General features: G+C 61.7%; 16 protein-coding genes. 13 read left to right on the top strand and 3 right to left on the bottom strand.

Annotated features, from left to right (window positions below; genetic code table 11):
* Window positions 1–83 precede the first annotated feature (83 nt).
* From gap to OCX61_RS04910, 6 genes are all read left to right on the top strand, one after another.
* A complete protein-coding gene (gap, locus tag OCX61_RS04935) occupies window positions 84–1,085 on the top strand; it encodes a type I glyceraldehyde-3-phosphate dehydrogenase (protein ID WP_261942840.1) in 1,002 nt (333 codons plus the stop codon).
* Between the two features lie 402 nt (window positions 1,086–1,487).
* The gene (locus OCX61_RS04930; protein WP_085673511.1) at window positions 1,488–2,000 is read left to right on the top strand and encodes an RNA polymerase sigma factor; all 513 of its coding nucleotides are present in this window, start codon (window positions 1,488–1,490) and stop codon (window positions 1,998–2,000) included.
* 90 nt (window positions 2,001–2,090) lie between these two features.
* The gene (locus tag OCX61_RS04925; protein ID WP_261942839.1) at window positions 2,091–3,053 is read left to right on the top strand and encodes a FecR family protein; all 963 of its coding nucleotides are present in this window, start codon (window positions 2,091–2,093) and stop codon (window positions 3,051–3,053) included.
* 125 nt (window positions 3,054–3,178) lie between these two features.
* Window positions 3,179–5,764, top strand: a complete 2,586-nt coding sequence (locus OCX61_RS04920) for a TonB-dependent receptor (protein WP_261942838.1) — start codon at window positions 3,179–3,181, stop codon at window positions 5,762–5,764.
* Between the two features lie 355 nt (window positions 5,765–6,119).
* Window positions 6,120–6,713, top strand: coding sequence for a biliverdin-producing heme oxygenase (locus OCX61_RS04915; RefSeq protein WP_261942837.1), 594 nt, complete (start codon window positions 6,120–6,122; stop codon window positions 6,711–6,713).
* A 54-nt stretch (window positions 6,714–6,767) separates the two neighbouring features.
* Entirely contained in the window at window positions 6,768–7,181 is a 414-nt protein-coding gene (locus OCX61_RS04910; RefSeq protein ID WP_261942836.1) for a YbaN family protein, read from the top strand.
* On the opposite strand, the gene arcD (OCX61_RS04905) is transcribed toward OCX61_RS04910, so the two are convergent.
* A complete protein-coding gene (gene arcD, locus OCX61_RS04905) occupies window positions 7,161–8,588 on the bottom strand; it encodes an arginine-ornithine antiporter (protein ID WP_261942835.1) in 1,428 nt (475 codons plus the stop codon). The genes OCX61_RS04910 and arcD (OCX61_RS04905) overlap by 21 nt on opposite strands.
* 433 nt (window positions 8,589–9,021) lie before the next feature.
* On the opposite strand from arcD (OCX61_RS04905), the gene arcD (OCX61_RS04900) reads away from it, so the two are divergent.
* The 6 genes from arcD (OCX61_RS04900) to gcsR all read left to right on the top strand — a co-directional run bounded on the left by arcD (OCX61_RS04900) (window position 9,022) and on the right by gcsR (window position 16,014).
* A complete protein-coding gene (arcD, locus tag OCX61_RS04900; protein ID WP_261942834.1) occupies window positions 9,022–10,449 on the top strand; it encodes an arginine-ornithine antiporter in 1,428 nt (475 codons plus the stop codon).
* A gap of 33 nt (window positions 10,450–10,482) precedes the next feature.
* Complete coding sequence (arcA, locus tag OCX61_RS04895; protein ID WP_261942833.1) at window positions 10,483–11,736, top strand: arginine deiminase; 1,254 nt, start codon at window positions 10,483–10,485, stop codon at window positions 11,734–11,736.
* A 69-nt stretch (window positions 11,737–11,805) separates the two neighbouring features.
* Window positions 11,806–12,816 carry an ornithine carbamoyltransferase gene (locus OCX61_RS04890; protein ID WP_261942832.1) on the top strand — a complete coding sequence of 337 codons (1,011 nt, stop codon included), beginning with the start codon at window positions 11,806–11,808 and terminating at the stop codon, window positions 12,814–12,816.
* A 176-nt stretch (window positions 12,817–12,992) separates the two neighbouring features.
* Entirely contained in the window at window positions 12,993–13,922 is a 930-nt protein-coding gene (gene arcC, locus OCX61_RS04885) for a carbamate kinase (protein WP_261942831.1), read from the top strand.
* Between the two features lie 54 nt (window positions 13,923–13,976).
* Entirely contained in the window at window positions 13,977–14,345 is a 369-nt protein-coding gene (locus OCX61_RS04880; protein WP_261942830.1) for a DUF5064 family protein, read from the top strand.
* A 160-nt stretch (window positions 14,346–14,505) separates the two neighbouring features.
* Window positions 14,506–16,014: a transcriptional regulator GcsR gene (gene gcsR, locus OCX61_RS04875; RefSeq protein WP_261942829.1), complete on the top strand. Its 1,509-nt coding sequence runs from the start codon at window positions 14,506–14,508 to the stop codon at window positions 16,012–16,014.
* Between the two features lie 108 nt (window positions 16,015–16,122).
* On the opposite strand, the gene OCX61_RS04870 is transcribed toward gcsR, so the two are convergent.
* A complete protein-coding gene (locus OCX61_RS04870) occupies window positions 16,123–16,389 on the bottom strand; it encodes a bacteriocin immunity protein (RefSeq protein ID WP_261942828.1) in 267 nt (88 codons plus the stop codon).
* Window positions 16,386–18,152, bottom strand: coding sequence for a pyocin-S2/colicin E7-DNase domain-containing protein (locus OCX61_RS04865; RefSeq protein ID WP_261942827.1), 1,767 nt, complete (start codon window positions 18,150–18,152; stop codon window positions 16,386–16,388). Before OCX61_RS04865 ends, OCX61_RS04870 begins: the two co-directional genes overlap by 4 nt.
* Window positions 18,153–18,955: 803 nt before the next feature.
* Between OCX61_RS04865 and gltS the strand changes: the two genes are divergently transcribed.
* The gene (gene gltS / locus OCX61_RS04860; RefSeq protein WP_261944271.1) at window positions 18,956–20,161 is read left to right on the top strand and encodes a sodium/glutamate symporter; all 1,206 of its coding nucleotides are present in this window, start codon (window positions 18,956–18,958) and stop codon (window positions 20,159–20,161) included.
* The last annotated feature ends 35 nt before the right edge of the window (window positions 20,162–20,196 follow it).

Here is a 20,196-nt window from a genome sequence, read left to right as displayed (position 1 = left end):
AATCTTGTAATTCCAACAACAAAACCGTTTCAGTGAAGCGTCTTTTTGCCACAGGTTTCACTCGGACCGCCAGAGGTACTGCCATGACCCTACGTATCGCCATCAATGGATTCGGCCGCATCGGGCGCAATGTATTGCGCGCACTTTATACCCAAGGCTACCGCCAGGACCTGCAGGTCGTCGCCATCAACGACCTGGGTGACAGCGCGATGAACGCCCACCTGCTCAAATATGACAGCGTGCACGGCACCTTCGATGCAGTGGTCGAGGCCGACCATGAAAGCCTCACGGTCAATGGTGACCGTATCGCGGTCAGTGCCATCCGCAACCCGGCCGAACTGCCCTGGAAGGCCGAAGCGATCGACGTGGTGTTCGAATGCACCGGGCTGTTCACCGACCGCGCCAAGGCCGCCGCACACCTGGCTGCTGGCGCCGGCAAGGTGATCGTCTCGGCACCGGGCAAGGGCGTCGATGCCACCGTGGTGTACGGGGTCAACCACGATATCCTGCGGGCTTCGCACCAGGTCATCTCCAACGCCTCGTGCACCACCAACTGCCTGGCGCCGATCGCTCAGGTGCTGCACCGCGAGTTCGGCATCGAACAGGGGCTGATGACCACCATCCACGCCTACACCAACGACCAGGTGCTGACCGACGTCTACCACAGCGACCCGTACCGCGCCCGCTCGGCCACCCAGTCGATGATCCCGAGCAAGACCGGCGCCGCCGAGGCCGTGGGCCTGGTGCTGCCGGAGCTGGCCGGCAAGCTCACCGGCATGGCCGTGCGCGTACCGGTGATCAACGTGTCACTGGTCGACCTTACCGTCAACCTCAAGCGCGAGGCCACCGCCGAGCAGGTCAACCAGCTGTTCCTCGAAGCCAGCCGGCACTCCAAGGTGCTCGGCTACAACGCCCTGCCGCTGGTGTCTTGCGATTTCAACCACAACCCGCTGTCGTCGATCTTCGATGCCAACCATACCCGCGCCAACGGGCGGATGCTCAAGGTGCTGGCCTGGTATGACAACGAGTGGGGGTTCTCCAACCGCATGCTGGACAACTGCCTGGCGTTGGCCAGCGCGCGCTGAGGGGCTCTTCCTGGCTGTAGGTTTTTGGCGCCTGTGAGATCGAGCGCCGCCCGCGCGGCGCATCGCGAGCTGCGCTCGCTCCTACGTTTGTTTCGGGCCAGTAACGCCTGTGACAGGCGCGCGCGAGCGCCTTGTTGGTACAACGCGATATCGCGCCATACCCCAAAGCGTCCGCGCGCAAATCCCCCAGGAATAACTGGCCCGAAACAAACGTAGGAGCGAGCGCAGCTCGCGATGCGCCGCGCGGGCGGCGCTCGGTCTCACAGGCGCTGAATATCTCCAGACATACCCATCCAAGCCCCCAAACACTCACAATCTTTACCTTTCCCTAACAATTCCCAGCTTGACCTGAGCGCAAGATGATAAGCATTATCATTAACCTTTCGTCGGCCAGGTCCCCCCGTGAGTCAGTCCCGGTTCAACTCCGTCTTCCTCGTCCAGCGCCTTTCCCTGCTGCGCACCCTGCAACGCATGGTGGGCAACCCCAGCACGGCCGAGGACCTGTTGCAGGAAACCTACCTGCGGGTATCCCGCGCCTTGGGTGAACGGCCCATCGAACACCTCGAGCCGTTCGTCTTCCAGACCGCCCGCAACCTCGCCCTGGACCACCTGCGTACACGGCGGGTGCAGTCGCGCATGCTGGTCGACGATGTGCCTGACGAGGTGCTGCACAATGTCGCGTCCCCGCTCGGCAGCAGCGAGGACGCCGCCCACGCCGAACAACTGCTCAAGCACCTGAGCGTCAGCCTCAACCAGCTGACCGAACGCCAGCAGCGCATCTTCATCCTCAGCCGCCTGCACGGCGCCAGCTACCTGGAAATTGCCGAGCAACTGCAAGTCTCGGCCAGCACGGTACAGAAGGAACTGAAACTGATCATGGCGATCTGCATGGGCGTGGCCGACCGCCTCAAATGAGCCGACCGCCGGCGTGCCGAATGCGCCGTTGCCCTTGCCATGCTTCGCCCCAGCCTTGATCATTCGCAAAAATACCTGCAAGGACCCACCGTGACCGACAGCCCCGTCACTCGCCCGCCAGCCACCGGGCCCGACGCCCGCGCCCGCGCGCTGGACGAGGCGCTGGACTGGCTCGTGCGCCTGCAGTGCGCCAGCGAGGCCGACACCCTGGCCTTCGAGCAATGGCTCAGCGCAGCCCCTGAAAACGCCGAAGCCTATGTCGAGGCCGAAGCCTTGTGGAACGGCACCCCGCTGCGCCAGGCCGCCCTGCACCTGCACCAGCATCAGCGCCGCTCGTTGCGCGGGCGCCTGCGTGCCCACTGGAAGCCACTGGCGACCGCCGCCGTGCTGCTGGTCGGGCTGTTCACCTTCGGCAACCTGCCAGTGCGCCTGCAGGCGGACCACCTGACCGTGGTCGGTGAGCGCCAGCGCCTGGAGCTGGATGACGGCGCCAAGGTCCTGCTCAACACCAACTCCGCTTTCGCCAGCGACCTGCAGGGCGGGCGCCAGGTCGCGCGCCTGCTGCAGGGCGAGGCGTATTTCCAGGTGCCCGGTAGCGCCCAGCTGCCGCTTGAAGTGCAGGCCGGGCCCGTGCGTGCACAGGTGCGCGACACCGATTTTGCCGTGCGCTACCTCGACGGCGAGGCGCAGGTTCGCGTGCAACGTGGCGACGTCGACCTGCAGGCCGCCAGCAACCAGCGCATCCGCCTCAGTGCCGGCGACAGCATCAGTGTCGGCCCGCAAGGCTTCGGCCAGCGCCAGCGCCCGGACATGCACAAGGACCTGGCCTGGGTCGATGGCCGCCTGGTGTTCGAGAACTGCCCCTTGAGCCAGGTATTGGCCGAAGTGCGGCGCTATTACCCCGGCTGGATCATCAACCGCAACGACCACCTCGACGACATGGCGGTGACCGGCAACTACCGCCTCGATCAGCCGCTGGAAACCCTGCGCGCCCTGGCCCACATCACCTCGGCGCAACTGCACGAGTTCCCCGCCGTGGTGATCATCAACTGACCTACAAGTTTTTTTACGCGATCGCGCAACCCCGCCCGTCTCGTTATAGCCAATGCAACTGATTCTTGTTTAAAAACAAGAACAGTCATCACCTATAACAGTTCGCGCGTCAGGGAGCGCTTTCGATGTCCACAGGTCCAACTCGCCCGTCCACCCTTCCCCGCCGTACCGGTCAGCTGTCCCTGCTGACGCTGGCGCTGCTCGCCACAGGTACCTTCAGCCTGCCGGCGCTGGCCGCCGAACCTGCCCAGGCCAGCAGCCCGCGCATGGGCGACTACCGCTTCAGCATTGCCCAGCAGCCTCTGGTCGAGGCGATCAACGCCTTCAGCAAGGTCACCGGCTGGCAGGTCGGCTTCAGCGCCGAACTGGCCGACGGCGTGGCGTCGCCTGGCGTTCAGGGTTCGCTGCCGCCAGACGCCGCCCTCAAGCGCCTGCTCCAGGGCACCGGCCTGGGGTTTCGCAAGATCAGCAACGGTAACGTAGTGCTCGAACGCCAGTCGGCGGGCAACGTCGTCGCCCTGCAGCAGATGACCGTCAGCGCCACCCGTAGCGCCCAGGACGTGAGCCAGGTGCCGAGCACCGTGACCGTGCAGACCCGCGAGCAACTGGACCGGCAGAACGTCAACAACATCCAGGAGCTGGTCCGTTACGAACCGGGTGTGTCGGTGGGGGGCACCGGCCAGCGCAGCGGCCTGAACGGCTACAACATCCGCGGCATCGACGGCGAGCGCGTCCTTACCCAGGTCGATGGCGTGTCGATCCCCGACAGCTTCTTCTATGGCCCCTACGCCCAGACCCAGCGCAACTACGTCGACCCCGAGATCGTCAAGCGTGTGGAAATCCTCCGCGGCCCGGCATCGGTGCTGTACGGCAGCAACGCCATCGGCGGCGCGGTGAGCTACTTCACCCTCGACCCGGACGACATCATCAAGCCCGGCAAGGACGTCGGTGCACGCCTGAAGACCGGCTACAGCTCAGCCGACGACAGTTGGCTGACCTCGGCTACCGTGGCTGGCCGTACCGGCGATTTCGACGGCCTGCTGCACCTGAGCCAGCGCAATGGCCACGAGACCGAGTCCTACGGCAGCCATGGCGGCACCGGCCTGGCACGCACCGAGGCCAACCCGGAAGACGTGCGCACCACCAACGTGCTGGCCAAGCTGGGCTGGAACTACGCCGACGATGCTCGCCTGGGTTTTACCTACGAGCGCTACAAGGATGACCGCGACCAGAACATCCTCAGCGCCGTCGGCGGCCCGTTCACCAACGGCACCGGCCTGGGCATGTACCGCAGCCGCAGCGGCAACGACACGGTGACCCGCGAGCGCTTCGGCATCAACCATGAGTTCGGCCTGGATTCGCTGGTCGCCGACCACGTCAAGTGGAGCCTGAACTATCAGGTCGCCAAGACCGACCAGAGCACCGAGGAAGTCTACTTCCCGTTCAGCCGCACCGTGCTGCGTACCCGCGACACCACCTACAAGGACCGCCAGTGGGTGTTCGACGCCCAGCTGGACAAGGCCTTCAGCATCGGCGCCACTGATCACCTGCTGACCTACGGCACCACCCTCAAGCACGAAAAGGTCACCGGCTCGCGCAGCGGCACCGGCACCTGCCTGGCGGTCGGTGGCACCTGCCGCGCCATCGGCCAGGTCAGCACCAGCGACGCCCAGGCGCTGGTGAGCGACTTCCCAGACCCGACCGTGAACACCTACAGCCTGTTCGTGCAGGATGAGATCCGCTGGAACAACTGGACCTTCATGCCCGGCGCGCGCTACGACTACACGCGCATGGAGCCCAAGTTCACCGAGGAGTTCCTGCGTGGCATCCAGGGTTCGGGTACCGCCCCAAGCAGCCTCGACGACTCGGACAAGAAGTGGCACCGCGTCTCGCCCAAGTTCGGCCTGACCTACGCCTTCAACGACAACTACACCTGGTACGGCCAGTACGCCGAAGGCTTCCGCACCCCGACCGCGAAGTCGATGTACGGGCGCTTCGATAACCCGACCCTGGGCTACAGCGTGCAGGGCAACCCCGGGCTCGAACCGGAAAAGAGCAAGAGCTACGAAACCGGCCTGCGTGGCAACTTCGACGCCGGCAACTTCGACGTGGCGGTGTTCTACAACAAGTACCGCGACTTCATCGACGAAGACGCCGTGCAATCGGCCAACCTGGAAACCACCTTCCAGGCCAACAACATCAAGCACGCCACCATCAAGGGCGCCGAGATCAAGGGCCGCCTGAACCTCGACCACTTCGGCGCACCGCAAGGCCTGTACACCCAGGGCTCGATCGCCTACGCCTACGGCCGCAACGATGACAATGGGCAGCCACTGAACAGCGTCAACCCGCTGACCGGCGTGTTCGGCCTGGGTTACGAGCAGCCGAACTACGGCGGCCTGCTGAGCTGGACCCTGGTCAAGCGCAAGACCCGTGTCGACGACACCACGTTCTTCGCACCGGACGGCCAGAGCTCGCAGTTCCGCACGCCCGGCTATGGCGTGCTTGACCTGAGCGGCTTCTACAAAGTGACCGACGACGTCACCGTCAACGCCGGGCTGTACAACCTGACCGACAAGAAGTACTGGCAGTGGGATTCGGTGCGCGGCTACGACGGCCAGGGTGAAGCAGGTGTGACCCAACCGGCCAACCTTGATCGCCTGACCATGCCGGGGCGCAACTTCGCCATCAATGTGGTGTGGGATATCTGATGTAGGGCTTGAGAGGTTTAGCGCCTGTGAGACCGAGCGCCGCCCGCGCGGCGCATCGCGAGCTTTGCTCGCTCCTACGTTTGTTTCGGGCCAATCAGTCCTGGGGGATTTGCGCGCGAACAACTTGGCGCATGGCGCGAGATCACGTCGTACAGACCAGGCGGTCGCGCGCGCCTGTCACAGGCTTTACTGGCCCGAAACAAACGTAGGAGCGAGCAAAGCTCGCGATGCGCCGCGCGGGCGGCGCTCGATCTCACAGGCGCCACATCAACATCGAAGAACCCACTTTTTTTACTGTCCCCCCCCCGCTGTTTCGTCTTGTCACTAGACGCCCTCATTTACCAAGGACACACCCATGACCGACCGCCCAGCCCTGCGCTCGCAACGCCTGAACCAGGCCACCCACGCTCCGCACAGCGAGCTCGACGCCCTGGTCAAATCCCACGCCCCCTTCGACAGCCGCGAAAGCTTCGCCCGCTTCGTCGTCGCCCAGTACCTGTTCCAGGCCGAACTGCAAGCGCTGTACAACGACCCGCAACTGATCGCCATCGTCCCCGACCTGGCCGAGCGCTGCCGCGCCGAACAGGCCCGCCTGGACCTCGCCGACCTCGGCAGCGAAGTGCCAGCTGCCGTGCCCGGCGCGCTGCAGAACCCAAGCCTGGGTGAGGCAATGGGCTGGATCTTCGTGTCAGAAGGCTCCAAACTTGGCGCAGCGTTCCTGATCAAGCGTGCCGTGGCCCTGGAATTGTCCGACAGTTTCGGTGCCCGCCACCTCGGCGAGCCGGCCGGTGGCCGTGCCGAAGGCTGGAAGCAGTTCACCCGTATCCTCGATGGCCTGGCGCTGTCGCCCGAGGAAGACGCCGCCGCCGAGCGCGCTGCGGTTGCCGCCTTCGAGCGCTTCACCGAACTGCTCAAGCATGCCTACGCCGCAGATGCCGCGCTGGCCTGATACGCACCAACCGGCCACCTTCCCGGTGGCCGGACGTTTTTGCGCAGTGAGAACATGACCCGACCCGCCCGCTCGAAACTGTCCCGCCTGCTGTATGGCATCCTGGCTTACGTGAGCTTGGGGATAGGCCTGGTCGCCATCGTCATCCCCGGCCTGCCGACCACCGAGTTCATCCTGCTGGCCGCCTGGGCCGCAACGCGCAGTTCACCGCGCCTGTCCGCCTGGCTGGAGAACCATCGTCTGTTCGGGCCGATCCTGTACAACTGGCGCAACGGCAAGGTGATCCAGCGCCGTGCCAAGGTCAGCGCCACCATCAGCATGCTGCTGTGCGCCGCCCTGATGCTGATATTCCTCGAACACCACTGGCCGGTGTTTCTGGCGATTGCCGGCATGACCCTGGGCAACCTGTGGATCTGGTCACGCCCGGAACAGCCCTGCCCGGCTGTGTCACAAGCTCAGCAGCCCTGAATACAGCAGGTAGGCCGCCAGTGCCGCCCCCGCCAGCACTGCCGCGAAAATCAGCTTCTCCCAGGTGGTGAACAGGGTCTGCCCTTGTTCATGCTTGGCCCGGGCAAACAGGATGACGCCTGGGGCATACAGCAGCGCCGACAGCAGCAGGTACTTGAGGCCGCCCGCGTACAGCAGCCACACCGCATACAGCAGCGCCACAGCCGCCACCAGCAGGTCCTTGCGCCGCAGCCCCGCCTGCCCTTGGTAACTCTCCCCGCGCCAGGCCAGCAACACCGCATAGGCCGCCGACCACAGGTAGGGCACCAGAATCATCGACGAGGCGAGATAGATCAGGCTGGTATAAGTGCCTTCTGAAACCAGGGTAATCAGCAAAAAGCCCTGGATCATGCAGTTGGTCAGCCACAGGGCATTGGCTGGCACATGGTTGGCGTTTTCCTTGGCCAGAAAGCGCGGCATGGTCTTGTCACGCGCCGTGGCATAAAGAATCTCCGCACACAGCAACGCCCACGACAGCAAGGCACCGAGCAGCGACACTGCCAGGCCAATGCTGATCAGCAATGCCCCCCAAGGGCCGACGATATGCTCCAGCACCGAGGCCAGCGACGGATTCTGCAACCCGGCCAGCTCCGGCTGGGTCATCACCCCGAGCGACAGCACGTTGACCAGCACCAGCAGCGCCAGCACCCCGAGAAAGCCGATCACCGTGGCCTTGCCAACGTCGGAACGGCGCTGCGCCCGCCCGGAATAGACACTGGCGCCCTCGATACCGATGAACACGAACACCGTGACCAGCATCATGTTGCGCACCTGGTTCAGCACGTTGCCGAACTGCGGATTGCTCAGACCCCAGATATCACGGGTGAAGATATCGGCGCGGAAAGCAAAGGCGGCGATGACGACGAAGATCAACAGGGGCACCACCTTGGCCACGGTGGTCACCTGGTTGATGAACGCCGCCTCCTTGATGCCACGCAGCACCAGAAAGTGCACCGCCCACAGCAGCAGCGAGGCGCAGCCGATGGCAATCGGCGTGTTGCCTTCGCCAAACACCGGGAAGTAGAAGCCCAGGGTGCTGAACAACAGCACGAAGTAGCCGACGTTGCCCAGCCAGGCACTGATCCAGTAGCCCCAGGCAGAGGAAAACCCCATGTACTCGCCGAACCCGGCCTTGGCGTAGGCGTATACCCCCGAATCCAGCTCAGGCTTGCGGTTGGCCAGGGTCTGGAACACAAAGGCCAGGGCCAGCATGCCCACGGCGGTGATCGCCCAGCCAATCAGCACGGCGCCGACGTCGGCACGCGCTGCCATGTTCTGCGGCAGCGAGAAGATCCCGCCACCAATCATCGAACCGACCACCAGTGCGATCAGTGCACCCAGACGCAGCTTTTGTCCCGGTTCGCTCATGGGGCTCCCTTTTTTCCGTGCTGTCATGCGTTTGCAACAGCGATGGTGGCCATATAGATGCTGTTACTTATATGGCCAAAACCATTAAACCTATAGCATTAATAACCACAATGTCTATCGCCATGCCTCTGTAAAAACTAGCAGCTGCCAAGCAACTAGAAAAGAAACTGATAAAACTCGAAATTCTTGTGAAAAATTTGCGAAAGCGACAAAAGCGGCTAGCTTCAGAAATCGCAGGCTAAACAGAGCGTTTGCTCTAGTAGGACATGGAGGTGCCAGCGCACAAGGCCTGCAGCATAGCTGTCGGCACTCTCCAGGAGCCGCGCGAAGGAAATTTCCTACCTTCGCGTTGCCAAGAACTGACCCAAGTCAGCTCATGGTCTAGGCGTCGGATTTATTCTGTCGTCAACTTTCTCCTGGCAGGAGTTGTTAAATGTCTGATTCTTCCGGAAAACTAAAGCTCGGCGCGTTAGTTGCACTTGTGGTCGGCTCGATGATTGGTGGCGGGATCTTCTCGCTGCCGCAAAACATGGCCGCCAGTGCCGGCGTTGGTGCGGTACTGATTGGCTGGGCGATCACCGCCGTGGGCATGCTGACCCTGGCCTTCGTGTTCCAGACCCTGGCCAACCGCAAGCCTGACCTGGATGGCGGTGTGTACGCCTACGCCAAGGCCGGCTTCGGCGACTACATGGGCTTTTCTTCGGCCTGGGGCTACTGGATCAGTGCCTGGCTGGGCAACGTCGGCTACTTCGTGCTGCTGTTCAGCACCCTCGGCTACTTCTTCCCGATCTTCGGCGAAGGCAACACCCCGGCGGCGATCATCGGCGCCTCGGTACTGCTCTGGGCCGTGCACTTCCTGGTCCTGCGCGGCATCAAGGAAGCAGCGTTCATCAACCTGGTCACCACCGTGGCCAAGGTCGTCCCGCTGGTGCTGTTTGCACTGATCTGCCTGTTCGCCTTCAAGCTCGACATCTTCACCGCCGACATCTGGGCGGTGGGCACTCCGGATCTGGGCAGCGTGATGAACCAGGTGCGCAACATGATGCTGGTCACCGTGTGGGTGTTCATCGGTATCGAAGGCGCGAGCATCTTCTCGTCACGGGCGGAAAAACGCTCCGACGTGGGCAAGGCCACGGTAATCGGCTTCATCACCGTGCTGCTGTTCCTGGTGCTGGTCAACGTGCTGTCGCTGGGCATCATGACCCAACCGGAACTGGCCAAGCTGCAGAACCCGTCGATGGCTGCCGTGCTCGAGCACGTGGTCGGCCACTGGGGCGCGGTGCTGATCAGCGTCGGCCTGATCATCTCGCTGCTCGGCGCCCTGCTCTCGTGGGTGCTGCTGTGCGCCGAGATCATGTTCGCCGCCGCCAAGGACCACACCATGCCGGAGTTCCTGCGCCGCGAGAACGCCAACCAGGTGCCGGCCAACGCCCTGTGGCTGACCAACGCCATGGTGCAGATCTTCCTGGTCATCACCCTGTTCTCCAACAGCACCTACCTGTCGCTGATCTACCTTGCTACCTCGATGATCCTGGTGCCGTACCTGTGGTCGGCGGCTTATGCCTTCCTGCTGGCACTGCGCAGCGAAACCTACGAGCAGGCCCTTGCCGAGCGGCAGAAGGACCTGATCATCGGCGCCATCGCGCTGATATACGCCATCTGGCTGCTGTATGCCGGCGGCGTGAAATACCTGCTGCTCTCGGCCCTGCTCTACGCTCCTGGCGCAATCCTGTTCGCCAAGGCCAAGCGCGAGGTGGGCCAGCCGATCTTCACCAACGTGGAAAAACTGATCTTCGCAGCCGTGGTCATCGGCGCCCTGGTGGCGGCCTTCGGCCTGTATGACGGCTTCCTGACCCTTTGACCCACGTCTTCGTTCAATTGGAGGAATGAAACCATGTCCGCTGAAAAACAGAAGTACGGTGTCCACTCCGAAGCCGGCAAGCTGCGCAAGGTAATGGTTTGCGCACCGGGCCTGGCGCACAAGCGGCTGACGCCAAGCAACTGTGACGAGCTGCTGTTCGACGACGTGATCTGGGTCGACCAGGCCAAGCGTGACCATTTCGACTTCGTCACCAAGATGCGCGAGCGTGGCGTCGATGTGCTGGAGATGCACAACCTGCTGACCGACATTGTCCAGCAACCTGAAGCCCTGAAGTGGATTCTCGACCGCAAGATCACCGATGACACCGTCGGTGTTGGCCTGAACAACGAAGTGCGCAGCTGGCTCGAAGGCCTGGAGCCGCGTCACCTCGCCGAGTTCCTGATCGGTGGCGTGGCCGGCCAGGACCTGCCACAGAGCGAAGGCGCCGATGTGGTCAAGATGTACAACGACTACCTGGGCCACTCCAGCTTCATCCTGCCGCCGCTGCCCAACACCCAGTTCACCCGCGACACCACTTGCTGGATCTACGGCGGCGTGACGCTGAACCCGATGTACTGGCCGGCGCGTCGCCAGGAAACCCTGCTGACCACCGCCATCTACAAGTTCCACAAGGAGTTCACCAACGCCGACTTCGAAGTCTGGTACGGCGACCCGGACAAGGACCACGGCCAGTCCACCCTCGAAGGCGGTGATGTGATGCCGATCGGCAAGGGCATCGTGCTGATCGGCATGGGCGAACGCACCTCGCGTCAGGCCATCGGCCAACTGGCGCGCAACCTGTTCGCCAAGGGCGCGGTCAAGGAAGTCATCGTCGCCGGCCTGCCGAAGTCCCGCGCCGCCATGCACCTGGACACCGTGTTCAGCTTCTGCGACCGCGACCTGGTCACGGTCTTCCCGGAAGTGGTCAATGAGATCGTGCCGTTCATCATCCGCCCGGACGAGAAAAAGCCATACGGCATGGACGTGCGCCGCATCAACAAATCGTTCATCGAGGTGGTGGGCGAGCAGCTGGGCGTCAAGCTGCGCGTGGTCGAGACCGGCGGCAACAGCTTCGCCGCCGAACGCGAACAGTGGGATGACGGCAACAACGTGGTGGCCATCGAGCCCGGCGTGGTCATCGGCTACGACCGCAACACCTACACCAACACCCTGTTGCGCAAGGCCGGCATCGAGGTCATCACCATCAGCGCCGGCGAGCTGGGCCGGGGCCGGGGCGGTGGCCACTGCATGACCTGCCCGATCGTGCGCGACCCAATCGACTACTAACGCCCATACACCCGGCCGCGCCCACGAAGCAGCGGCCGGGCCCCTCACCGAATTCAAGGAGTTACAGTCATGGCGTTCAACATTCACAACCGCAACCTGCTCAGCCTCGAACACCACACCACCCGTGAGCTGAAATACCTGCTGGACCTGTCCCGCGACCTCAAGCGCGCCAAGTACACCGGCACCGAGCAGCAGCACCTGAAGGGCAACAACATCGCCCTGATCTTCGAGAAGACTTCGACCCGCACCCGCTGCGCCTTCGAAGTCGCCGCCTATGACCAGGGCGCCAACGTCACCTACATCGACCCCAACTCCTCGCAGATCGGCCACAAGGAAAGCATGAAGGACACCGCCCGCGTGCTCGGGCGTATGTACGACGCCATCGAGTACCGCGGTTTCAAGCAGGAAATCGTCGAGGAGTTGGCCAAGTTCGCCGGCGTACCCGTGTTCAACGGCCTGACCGATGAATACCACCCAACCCAGATGATCGCCGACGTGCTGACCATGCGCGAGCACAGCGACAAGCCACTGCACGACATCAGCTACGCCTACCTGGGCGACGCCCGCAACAACATGGGCAACTCGCTGCTGCTGATCGGCGCCAAGCTTGGCATGGACGTGCGCATCGCCGCGCCCAAGGCGCTGTGGCCGCATGAAGACCTGGTCGAGCGTTGCCACAAGTACGCCGAAGAAAGCGGTGCACGCATCACCCTGACCGAAGACCCCAAGGCGGCGGTCAAGGGCGTGGACTTCATCCACACCGACGTCTGGGTCTCGATGGGCGAGCCGATCGAAGCCTGGGGCGAGCGCATCAAGCTGCTCAAGCCCTACCAGGTGAACAAGGAGCTGATGAAAGCCAGCGGCAACCCAAGGACCAAGTTCATGCACTGCCTGCCGGCCTTCCACAACTCCGAGACCAAGGTCGGCAAGCAGATTGCCGAGCAGTATCCGGACCTGGCCAACGGCATCGAAGTGACCGATGACGTGTTCGAATCGCCAGCGTGCATCGCCTTCGAGCAGGCGGAAAACCGCATGCACACCATCAAGGCGATTCTGGTTTCGACCCTGGCTGACCTGTAAGGCTGACTCGTCAGGCCGGGCAACCCGCCCCCCTGTGGGAGCGGGTTTATCCGCGAAAGCGTCAGCCCAGGTATTACCGTTGGGGCTGCTGACGCATTCGCGGGTGAACCCGCTCCCACAGGGGCGGTGTCCCGCCCCGAGCAGCGTTCATTTCTTTCGCTTAAAGGACATTCCCCATGCGTATCGTTGTTGCATTGGGCGGCAACGCCCTGCTGCGCCGCGGCGAGCCCATGACCGCTGACAACCAGCGCGCCAATATCCGCACGGCCACCGAACAGATCGCCAAGATTCACCCCGGCAACGAACTGGTCATCGCCCACGGCAACGGCCCGCAAGTTGGCCTGCTGGCGCTGCAAGGGCTGTCGTACAAGCCCGACGAGGCCTACCCGCTGGACGTGCTTGGTGCCGAAACCGAAGGCATGATCGGCTACATGATCGAACAGGAGCTGGGCAACCTGCTGGCGTTCGAAGTGCCGTTCGCCACCCTGCTGACCCAGGTGGAAGTGGACGCCAACGACCCGGCCTTCAAGGACCCGAGCAAGTTCATCGGCCCGGTCTACAGCAAGGACGAGGCCGAGCGCCTGGCCAAGGAAAAAGGCTGGGTGGTCAAGGCCGATGGCGACAAGTACCGCCGCGTGGTCGCCAGCCCGAAACCCAAGCGCATCTTCGAGATCCGCCCGATCAAGTGGCTGCTGGAAAAGAGCAGCATCGTGATCTGCGCCGGTGGCGGCGGCATCCCCACCATGTACGACGAAAACCGCAAGCTCAAGGGCATCGAGGCGGTGATCGACAAAGACCTGTGCTCTGCCTTGTTGGCCGAGCAACTGGAAGCCGACCTTCTGATCATCGCCACCGACGTCGATGCGGCCTACATTGATTGGGGCAAGCCGACGCAGAAGGCCATTGCCCAGGCCCACCCCGACGAGCTCGAACGCCTCGGCTTCGCAGCCGGCTCCATGGGGCCGAAAGTGCAAGCGGCCTGCGACTTTGCCCGCCACACCGGCAAGGTGGCGGTGATCAGCTCGCTGGAGAACATCGAGGGCATCGTCAAAGGCGTCGCCGGCACCCGTGTGAGCACCGAAAAGCCGGGGATCAGCTACCGTTGAATGCAGTGGGCGGGCTTACGGGCCCGCCATTTTCACCTTCCGGAGGAGTTTGCCATGGCCCAGTTTCAACCCGGCCACGTCCATATCGAGCGCACTGCGCTGACCAAGAACGACCACAGCTACGACCTCAATATCGAGTACGAGGCGGCGACAGACCCCAAGGAAGGCCGCGGTATCCAGTTCCGCATGCACGGGATCATCGAAGGCAAGAAGGTGGATGAACCGTTCTTCCTGGCCAAGGATCAGGTACTGCCCAGCTTCCTCATGATTGCCTCGCGCAAGGCCCAGTCCTACCTGGCCCCCCACCAGAAGTTCGAGAGCCTGGGCTCGCCGCACAAGCTGTACGACGCCATGTTCGAAGACATTCGCCAGAAGCTGGATGTGAAATCGGGCGACCCGATCAAGCCTGAACACCTCGAGTGACCTCATTCGCCGGCAAGCTCCCACAGGTCAATCACTGCCCTTGAGGCCTGTGCAGTACCTGTGGGAGCGGGCTTGCCCGCGAAGATGCCACCGCCGATGTTGGGCCTGGCATCCGACTCAAGGCATACTGGCGAACTCCGTCGCCTACTGTTCGAACTCCATGCGCATCCACGTCAGCTTCATCGACCGCGTCGGCATCACCCAGGAAGTCCTCGCCCTGCTCGGTGCCCGCAACCTCAACCTGGACGCCGTGGAAATGGTCCCGCCGAACGTTTACATCGACGCCCCGACCCTCAGCCCGGCGGTGCTCGAAGAACTCCATGACGCCCTGTTCGAAGTCCGCGGCGTGCAGTCGGTGGACGTGGTCGACATCCTCCCCGGCCAGCGCCGCCACCTGCAGCTCGACGCCCTGCTCGCGGCCATGAGCGACCCGGTGCTGGCGGTCGACAGCGCCGGCAAGGTGCTACTGGCCAACCCCGCGCTGATCGCCTTGTGCGGCCGCGAATCCGCCGGGCGCACGGTGGGCGAACTGTTCAACGACCCCGACCTGCTGCAGGCCTTGCTGGACAACAATTTCCACCTGCCGATGCGCGAGATGCAGCTCAACGGCCAGAGTCTGCTGCTGGACGCCTCGCCCATCACCAACGCTGGCGGCCTGCTGACGCTGTATGCGCCGAACCGCATGGGCGAGCGCCTGTCGGCCTTGCACCACGACCACGCTGAAGGCTTCGACGCGTTGCTTGGCGAATCACCGGCGATCCGCACCCTCAAGGCCCGCGCCCTGCGCGTGGCGGCCCTCGATGCGCCGCTGCTGGTGCACGGCGAAACCGGCACCGGCAAGGAACTGGTAGCCCGCGCCTGCCATGCCATCAGCAGCCGCCACACCGCGCCGTTCCTCGCCCTCAACTGCGCCGCACTGCCTGAAAGCCTAGCCGAGAGCGAGCTGTTCGGCTATGCACCCGGTGCCTTCACCGGCGCCCAACGTGGCGGCAAGCCCGGGCTGATGGAGCTGGCCAACCAGGGCACGGTGTTTCTTGACGAGATCGGCGAAATGTCGCCGTACCTGCAGGCCAAGCTGCTGCGTTTTCTCAGCGACGGCAGCTTCCGTCGCGTGGGCGGCGACCGCGAGGTGAAGGTGGACGTGCGCATCATCAGCGCCACCCACCGCGACCTGGAACGCATGGTCGCCGAAGGCACTTTCCGTGAAGACCTGTTCTACCGGCTGAATGTGCTCAACCTGCAGGTGCCGCCGCTGCGTGATCGTGGCCAGGACATCCTGATGCTGGCGCACTACTTCATGCAGCAGGCCTGCACGCAGATCCAGCGGCCACCCTGTCGCCTCACGCCGGCCACCCATTCGGCACTGCTGGCCAACCCCTGGCCTGGCAACGTACGGCAGTTACAGAACGTGATCTTCCGAGCGGCGGCGATTTGCGAGAGCAACCTGGTGGATATCGGTGATCTGGATATCGCCGGGACATCGGTGGCGCGTGGCCAGGACGGCGACGTGGCGAGCCTGGAACAGGCGGTCGGGGATTTCGAGCGAGAACTGCTGCAACGGTTGTATGCCAGTTACCCTTCGACCCGGCAGCTGGCGGGGCGACTGCAGACATCACATACGGCAATTGCCCAGCGTTTGCGCAAGTACGGAATACCCGGCAAAAGCTAGGACGCTACGTCATCAAATTTTCGAAAGGACTCACGAGCCGACCATTATTTGCTGACCGGTGAAGAGGAATTCCCCGGCCTGGGGAAGCAGGGGAACTCCGTGTGGCTGTCAAGCTTCCTTGAAGCCCGGCAAGCCTTGCTCGGCTCGCCATTTCTTTACTTCATCCACTACGCTTTGAGGAGAATCGGTAATACCCACCTTTGAAGGGTAGAAAATCAGATCAGAACCCAACGGGTGCTCTGATAGCAGCTCAAATTTAATAATACCGTCAGTATGTTTACGATCTGTGGGATAAAGCACCGGATCACCATGATATATCCCGTAAACAAGTTTAAAGAACTCTTGCTCCGTATAATCCGATATTTTTTCTTTCATGGCAATTTCTTCTCCGAATGAGCTTCAACATGAAACCTTGGCGACATTATAATCATGTTGTCCACATCATAAACAGCGCCACCCTCAGAAATACGTCTTATATGATGGATTTCGAACTTCACCCGCCGTCCCACGCGCTCATTCTTCCTCGCAGGTGCTGCCAATCCTCGACGCATAATCAAGAGTTCAGCTAGATCAAACTGACTTTCAAACAGTGGACTACGGCCAATCAACTGCCAAAGCCGCCGACGAAATGCACCAAAGCTACTGTACCTCTTGCCTCGCATCTTGCTGGCGATCTGAGCAGGAATCGGAGCCCCCTCTCTATTTCCGTCATATAAGAACTGTCCCTGTATGAGTTGACCTTTACCTGACACCACCCCTGGCATATTCCTGGGGCTTTTGAACATCACATAAAGCGGCGCCAGCCCCGAGTCCGCCGGAAAGATGATGACGTAGTCGTCAAACCCGACATCCGGCAACTCTGGATAAGTGTCGAGGCGGCCTTCGATCGGTTCGAGCATCGGCCCAACCAACGCCGTTGCAGGTGGAGGAGTCGCTGGCAAGGTTGTAGAGCTGTTCGACGGCTCGACTGTGGGTGTCCAGATCAGCGTTCTGGGTGGTACGTCATCGGTGCTGACGATGTACTGACCGTTCTTCGCGTTGAACTCGGCTGCCAGTACCGGCACCGCAGAAGAGATGACAGAGCCATCAGTGCGTGCGGCGAACAGTTCGGTCGGCCCGATCTGCTCGCGCTTGCCTGCCATCCGCACCGGCAGGTTGACCTCACCACGCTCGACGGCAGCAGCCTGGGCAGCAGCATCCAGTTCGACCTCAAGGTCGCTCAGCGGCAAGGTCAGGACATAGTTGTCGGTTAACTCCCCGTTACCCAGTTTGGGGGCGTAGAGCAGTGCGAAGGTACCCACCACAAAAGACCCAGCCACCGCTCCGATCGAAGCGACACTCAGCGATGTGACGGCGGAGCGAATGGCCGTGCCCAGTGCTACGCCAGCCTCTACCACTGGAGGCGCTGCCGTAGCCATGACGATGGCAGGCGTTACCGCTAGCTCAGATAGCGGCGCTTTATATGTGTTGGCTTGGCGGATGGCCTGCTCTGCCAACGCCCTCTCAGCCGCCTTTTGGGCTTTAACCCGCGCTTGAGCCTCTGCCTGAGCTAGGGCTGCAGCTTCTGCCTCAACCCGGGCACGAGACGCAGCTTCCGCCTCCGCCTGGGCACGAGACGCAGCCGCCTCCGCCTCCGCCTGGGCACGAGCCGCAGCTTCCGCCTCCGCTTGGGAACGAGCTTGGGCCTCTGCTTCCGCTCTCAGTTGCTCCTGCGCAGTGTGTAGAGCCTGCTGCAGCGCTGCGATTTGCGCTTGAAGCATCTGTATTTCGGCTTCTCGCAACTGCACCATGTAAGCGGCACGATACGCAGCGTTCAAAGCTTCTTGAATGTTCGCAACTCTTATACGACCAGTAGCAATATTTTGAAACGTGGTGCTGGAATAATACTCGGCACTCTTGCCAAATGGCGACGATCCGTAATAGCTATTCGCCTGTTCCTGTTGCTGCCTTAAATCATTTGTTTTACGTTCCAGCAAAACTGACCGAGCAGCGATATCTTGCTGAAGGCTCTCAATATTCGTTTCCTGAGCGCTACCCAATTCATTACGTACAGCAACGACTTCCTGCTCGAGCATACCAGCCAGTGCAGACAAGCTTTCCAGATAAACGACCCTCGCTGCATCATCAGCGATTTTCATCGCGCCAGCGGCGGATATCTTGAACCCGTCCAGAATCGGCCCTACATGATTGGCAACAGCCCCCCCGGGAGCAGAAGCCCCTGGACGTGAAGGTTGTGCCCCGACAAAGGTTGGTGGCAATATGACTTGTCTTTTTTTCGGGCCATATATATCTCCTTGAGAAATTCTCATTAGCCTCGTGCGCGCCGCTCACAACATTCGCGATTTACATTGCTAAGTTCCAGGGCGAGCGAAACCGAGAAAAGTGGCTTAGCCAACTCCCCTACCGCTTCTAAACAAAATGCAAATCACTGTTGCGCCGGAGCACTCAGCCTAATACAACAGCCCAAGAAAAAAGAGATGAGTCATTGAAAATAGACAGGTCCTACAAGCAAGGAACAAATAACTGTCACACAGATACTTGCCCGTAAACACCGCCTATTAAAAATAGGTTACTGCCCCATTGCATGGAGATGCTGCATGATCGGCTCCCCCACTCTCCATTCCGCACTTCATCAGCACATGACAGATGTGATACGTATCGATTTCGGTACGCCGTAGCATTTGATACACGATCTTTTGAGGGCGCGTTTACAAGGATTTGATCAGCCGGCCGTTTTTGATCTGCCCGGAGAATGGCGGGCCGACGGCAAGCATCGCGTACCGCGATCGCGCAACATTTGCGCAAATCATCGTATTCCAGGCAAGAATTAGAACTTTACGCTGTCAGGTTTCAGACTATTCCTACGGGCCCGGCCAATACTTCAACAAGCACTGCTGCGAAAATGACGCTCTTCTTTGTTGATGGAGAGAGAGCGCCTCTCATGCTTGAACTCGACTTCTATGGCACATTGGTCGCCGCCTCACTGGTGCTGTTGTTGGGCCACGGGCTGGTGACACGTGTCGCTGTCCTGCGAACCTACAATATCCCCGAACCTGTTGCCGGTGGCCTGGTGGTTGCCCTGATACTGCTGGGATTACGCAGTTTCGACCTGAAAGTACAATTCGATACTTCGCTGCAGGCGCCTTTGATGCTGGCGTTCTTCGCCACCATCGGCCTTAACGCAGACTTTGCCAGCTTGAAAAAAGGCGGGCGCGTGGTGGTGATCTTCCTGCTCGCAGTTACCGGCTTGCTGCTGGTACAGAACGCGATGGGCATCGGCCTGGCCACCGCACTGGGGCTGGACCCGCTGATGGGCCTGCTGACGGGCTCCATCACACTGTCCGGCGGCCATGGCACAGGCGCGGCCTGGGGCACTACGTTCAGCGAAAGATATGGCCTGGCCTCGGCCTCGGAACTGGCCCTGGCTTCGGCCACGTTTGGCCTGGTGCTGGGCGGCCTGATCGGTGGACCGGTCGCCCGCCTGCTGATCAAGCGGGTACAGACGCCAGGTGTCGAACAAGCAGTACCCCACATGCCCAAAGGGTTTGAAGAACCTCAGAAAGAGAGACTGATCACGCCGTTTTCATTCATCGAGACCCTGGCACTGATTTCGGTCAGCCTGCTCGGCGGCACGCTGTTGAATGGCCAGCTCCTTGGCACGGCGTTCGAATTGCCGACCTTCGTTTGCGTGTTGTTTGTCGGTGTGCTGTTGCGCAACGGGCTTTCAGCGCTGGGTTTGTATCAAGTCTTCGAGCGTGAAGTTTCCGTGCTGGGTAACGTCAGCCTGTCCCTGTTCCTGGCCATTGCGCTGATGTCGCTCAAGTTGTGGGACTTGGCGGCACTGGCACTGCCCTTCCTGATTATCCTGGCCGCGCAGACATTGCTGATGGCACTGTTCGCGATCTTCGTGACGTTCCGGGTCATGGGCAGCAACTACGACGCGGCAGTGCTGGCCGCAGGGCATTGCGGGTTCGGCCTGGGCGCCACACCTACCGCCATCGCCAACATGCAAGCGGTGACTCAACGCTTCGGCCCCTCGCAAATGGCGTTTCTGGTGGTGCCGATGGTGGGCGCGTTCTTCATCGACATCATCAATGTGATCATGATCAAGCTGTACCTGGCATTGCCCATTTTCACCGCCGGTTGAGCCTTCGCCCCTTTCTGTATTGATTTCAATACAAC

This window comes from Pseudomonas sp. LRP2-20, assembly GCF_024349685.1.
Lineage (GTDB): Bacteria > Pseudomonadota > Gammaproteobacteria > Pseudomonadales > Pseudomonadaceae > Aquipseudomonas.
The sequence above is the reverse complement of the archived record's forward strand: the minus strand, read 5'-3'. Positions and strand labels throughout refer to the sequence as shown.

Bases quoted from the DNA above. Each gene is read 5' to 3' on its own strand.
- gap (WP_261942840.1), top strand. From the start codon at position 84: ATGACCCTACGTATCGCCATCAATGGATTCGGCCGCATCGGGCGCAAT.
- OCX61_RS04920 (WP_261942838.1), top strand. From the start codon at position 3,179: ATGTCCACAGGTCCAACTCGCCCGTCCACCCTTCCCCGCCGTACCGGT.
- OCX61_RS04915 (WP_261942837.1), top strand. From the start codon at position 6,120: ATGACCGACCGCCCAGCCCTGCGCTCGCAACGCCTGAACCAGGCCACC.
- OCX61_RS04910 (WP_261942836.1), top strand. From the start codon at position 6,768: ATGACCCGACCCGCCCGCTCGAAACTGTCCCGCCTGCTGTATGGCATC.
- arcD (WP_261942835.1), bottom strand. From the start codon at position 8,588: ATGAGCGAACCGGGACAAAAGCTGCGTCTGGGTGCACTGATCGCACTG.
- arcD (WP_261942834.1), top strand. From the start codon at position 9,022: ATGTCTGATTCTTCCGGAAAACTAAAGCTCGGCGCGTTAGTTGCACTT.
- arcA (WP_261942833.1), top strand. From the start codon at position 10,483: ATGTCCGCTGAAAAACAGAAGTACGGTGTCCACTCCGAAGCCGGCAAG.
- OCX61_RS04890 (WP_261942832.1), top strand. From the start codon at position 11,806: ATGGCGTTCAACATTCACAACCGCAACCTGCTCAGCCTCGAACACCAC.
- arcC (WP_261942831.1), top strand. From the start codon at position 12,993: ATGCGTATCGTTGTTGCATTGGGCGGCAACGCCCTGCTGCGCCGCGGC.
- OCX61_RS04880 (WP_261942830.1), top strand. From the start codon at position 13,977: ATGGCCCAGTTTCAACCCGGCCACGTCCATATCGAGCGCACTGCGCTG.
- gcsR (WP_261942829.1), top strand. From the start codon at position 14,506: ATGCGCATCCACGTCAGCTTCATCGACCGCGTCGGCATCACCCAGGAA.
- OCX61_RS04870 (WP_261942828.1), bottom strand. From the start codon at position 16,389: ATGAAAGAAAAAATATCGGATTATACGGAGCAAGAGTTCTTTAAACTT.
- OCX61_RS04865 (WP_261942827.1), bottom strand. From the start codon at position 18,152: ATGAAAATCGCTGATGATGCAGCGAGGGTCGTTTATCTGGAAAGCTTG.
- gltS (WP_261944271.1), top strand. From the start codon at position 18,956: ATGCTTGAACTCGACTTCTATGGCACATTGGTCGCCGCCTCACTGGTG.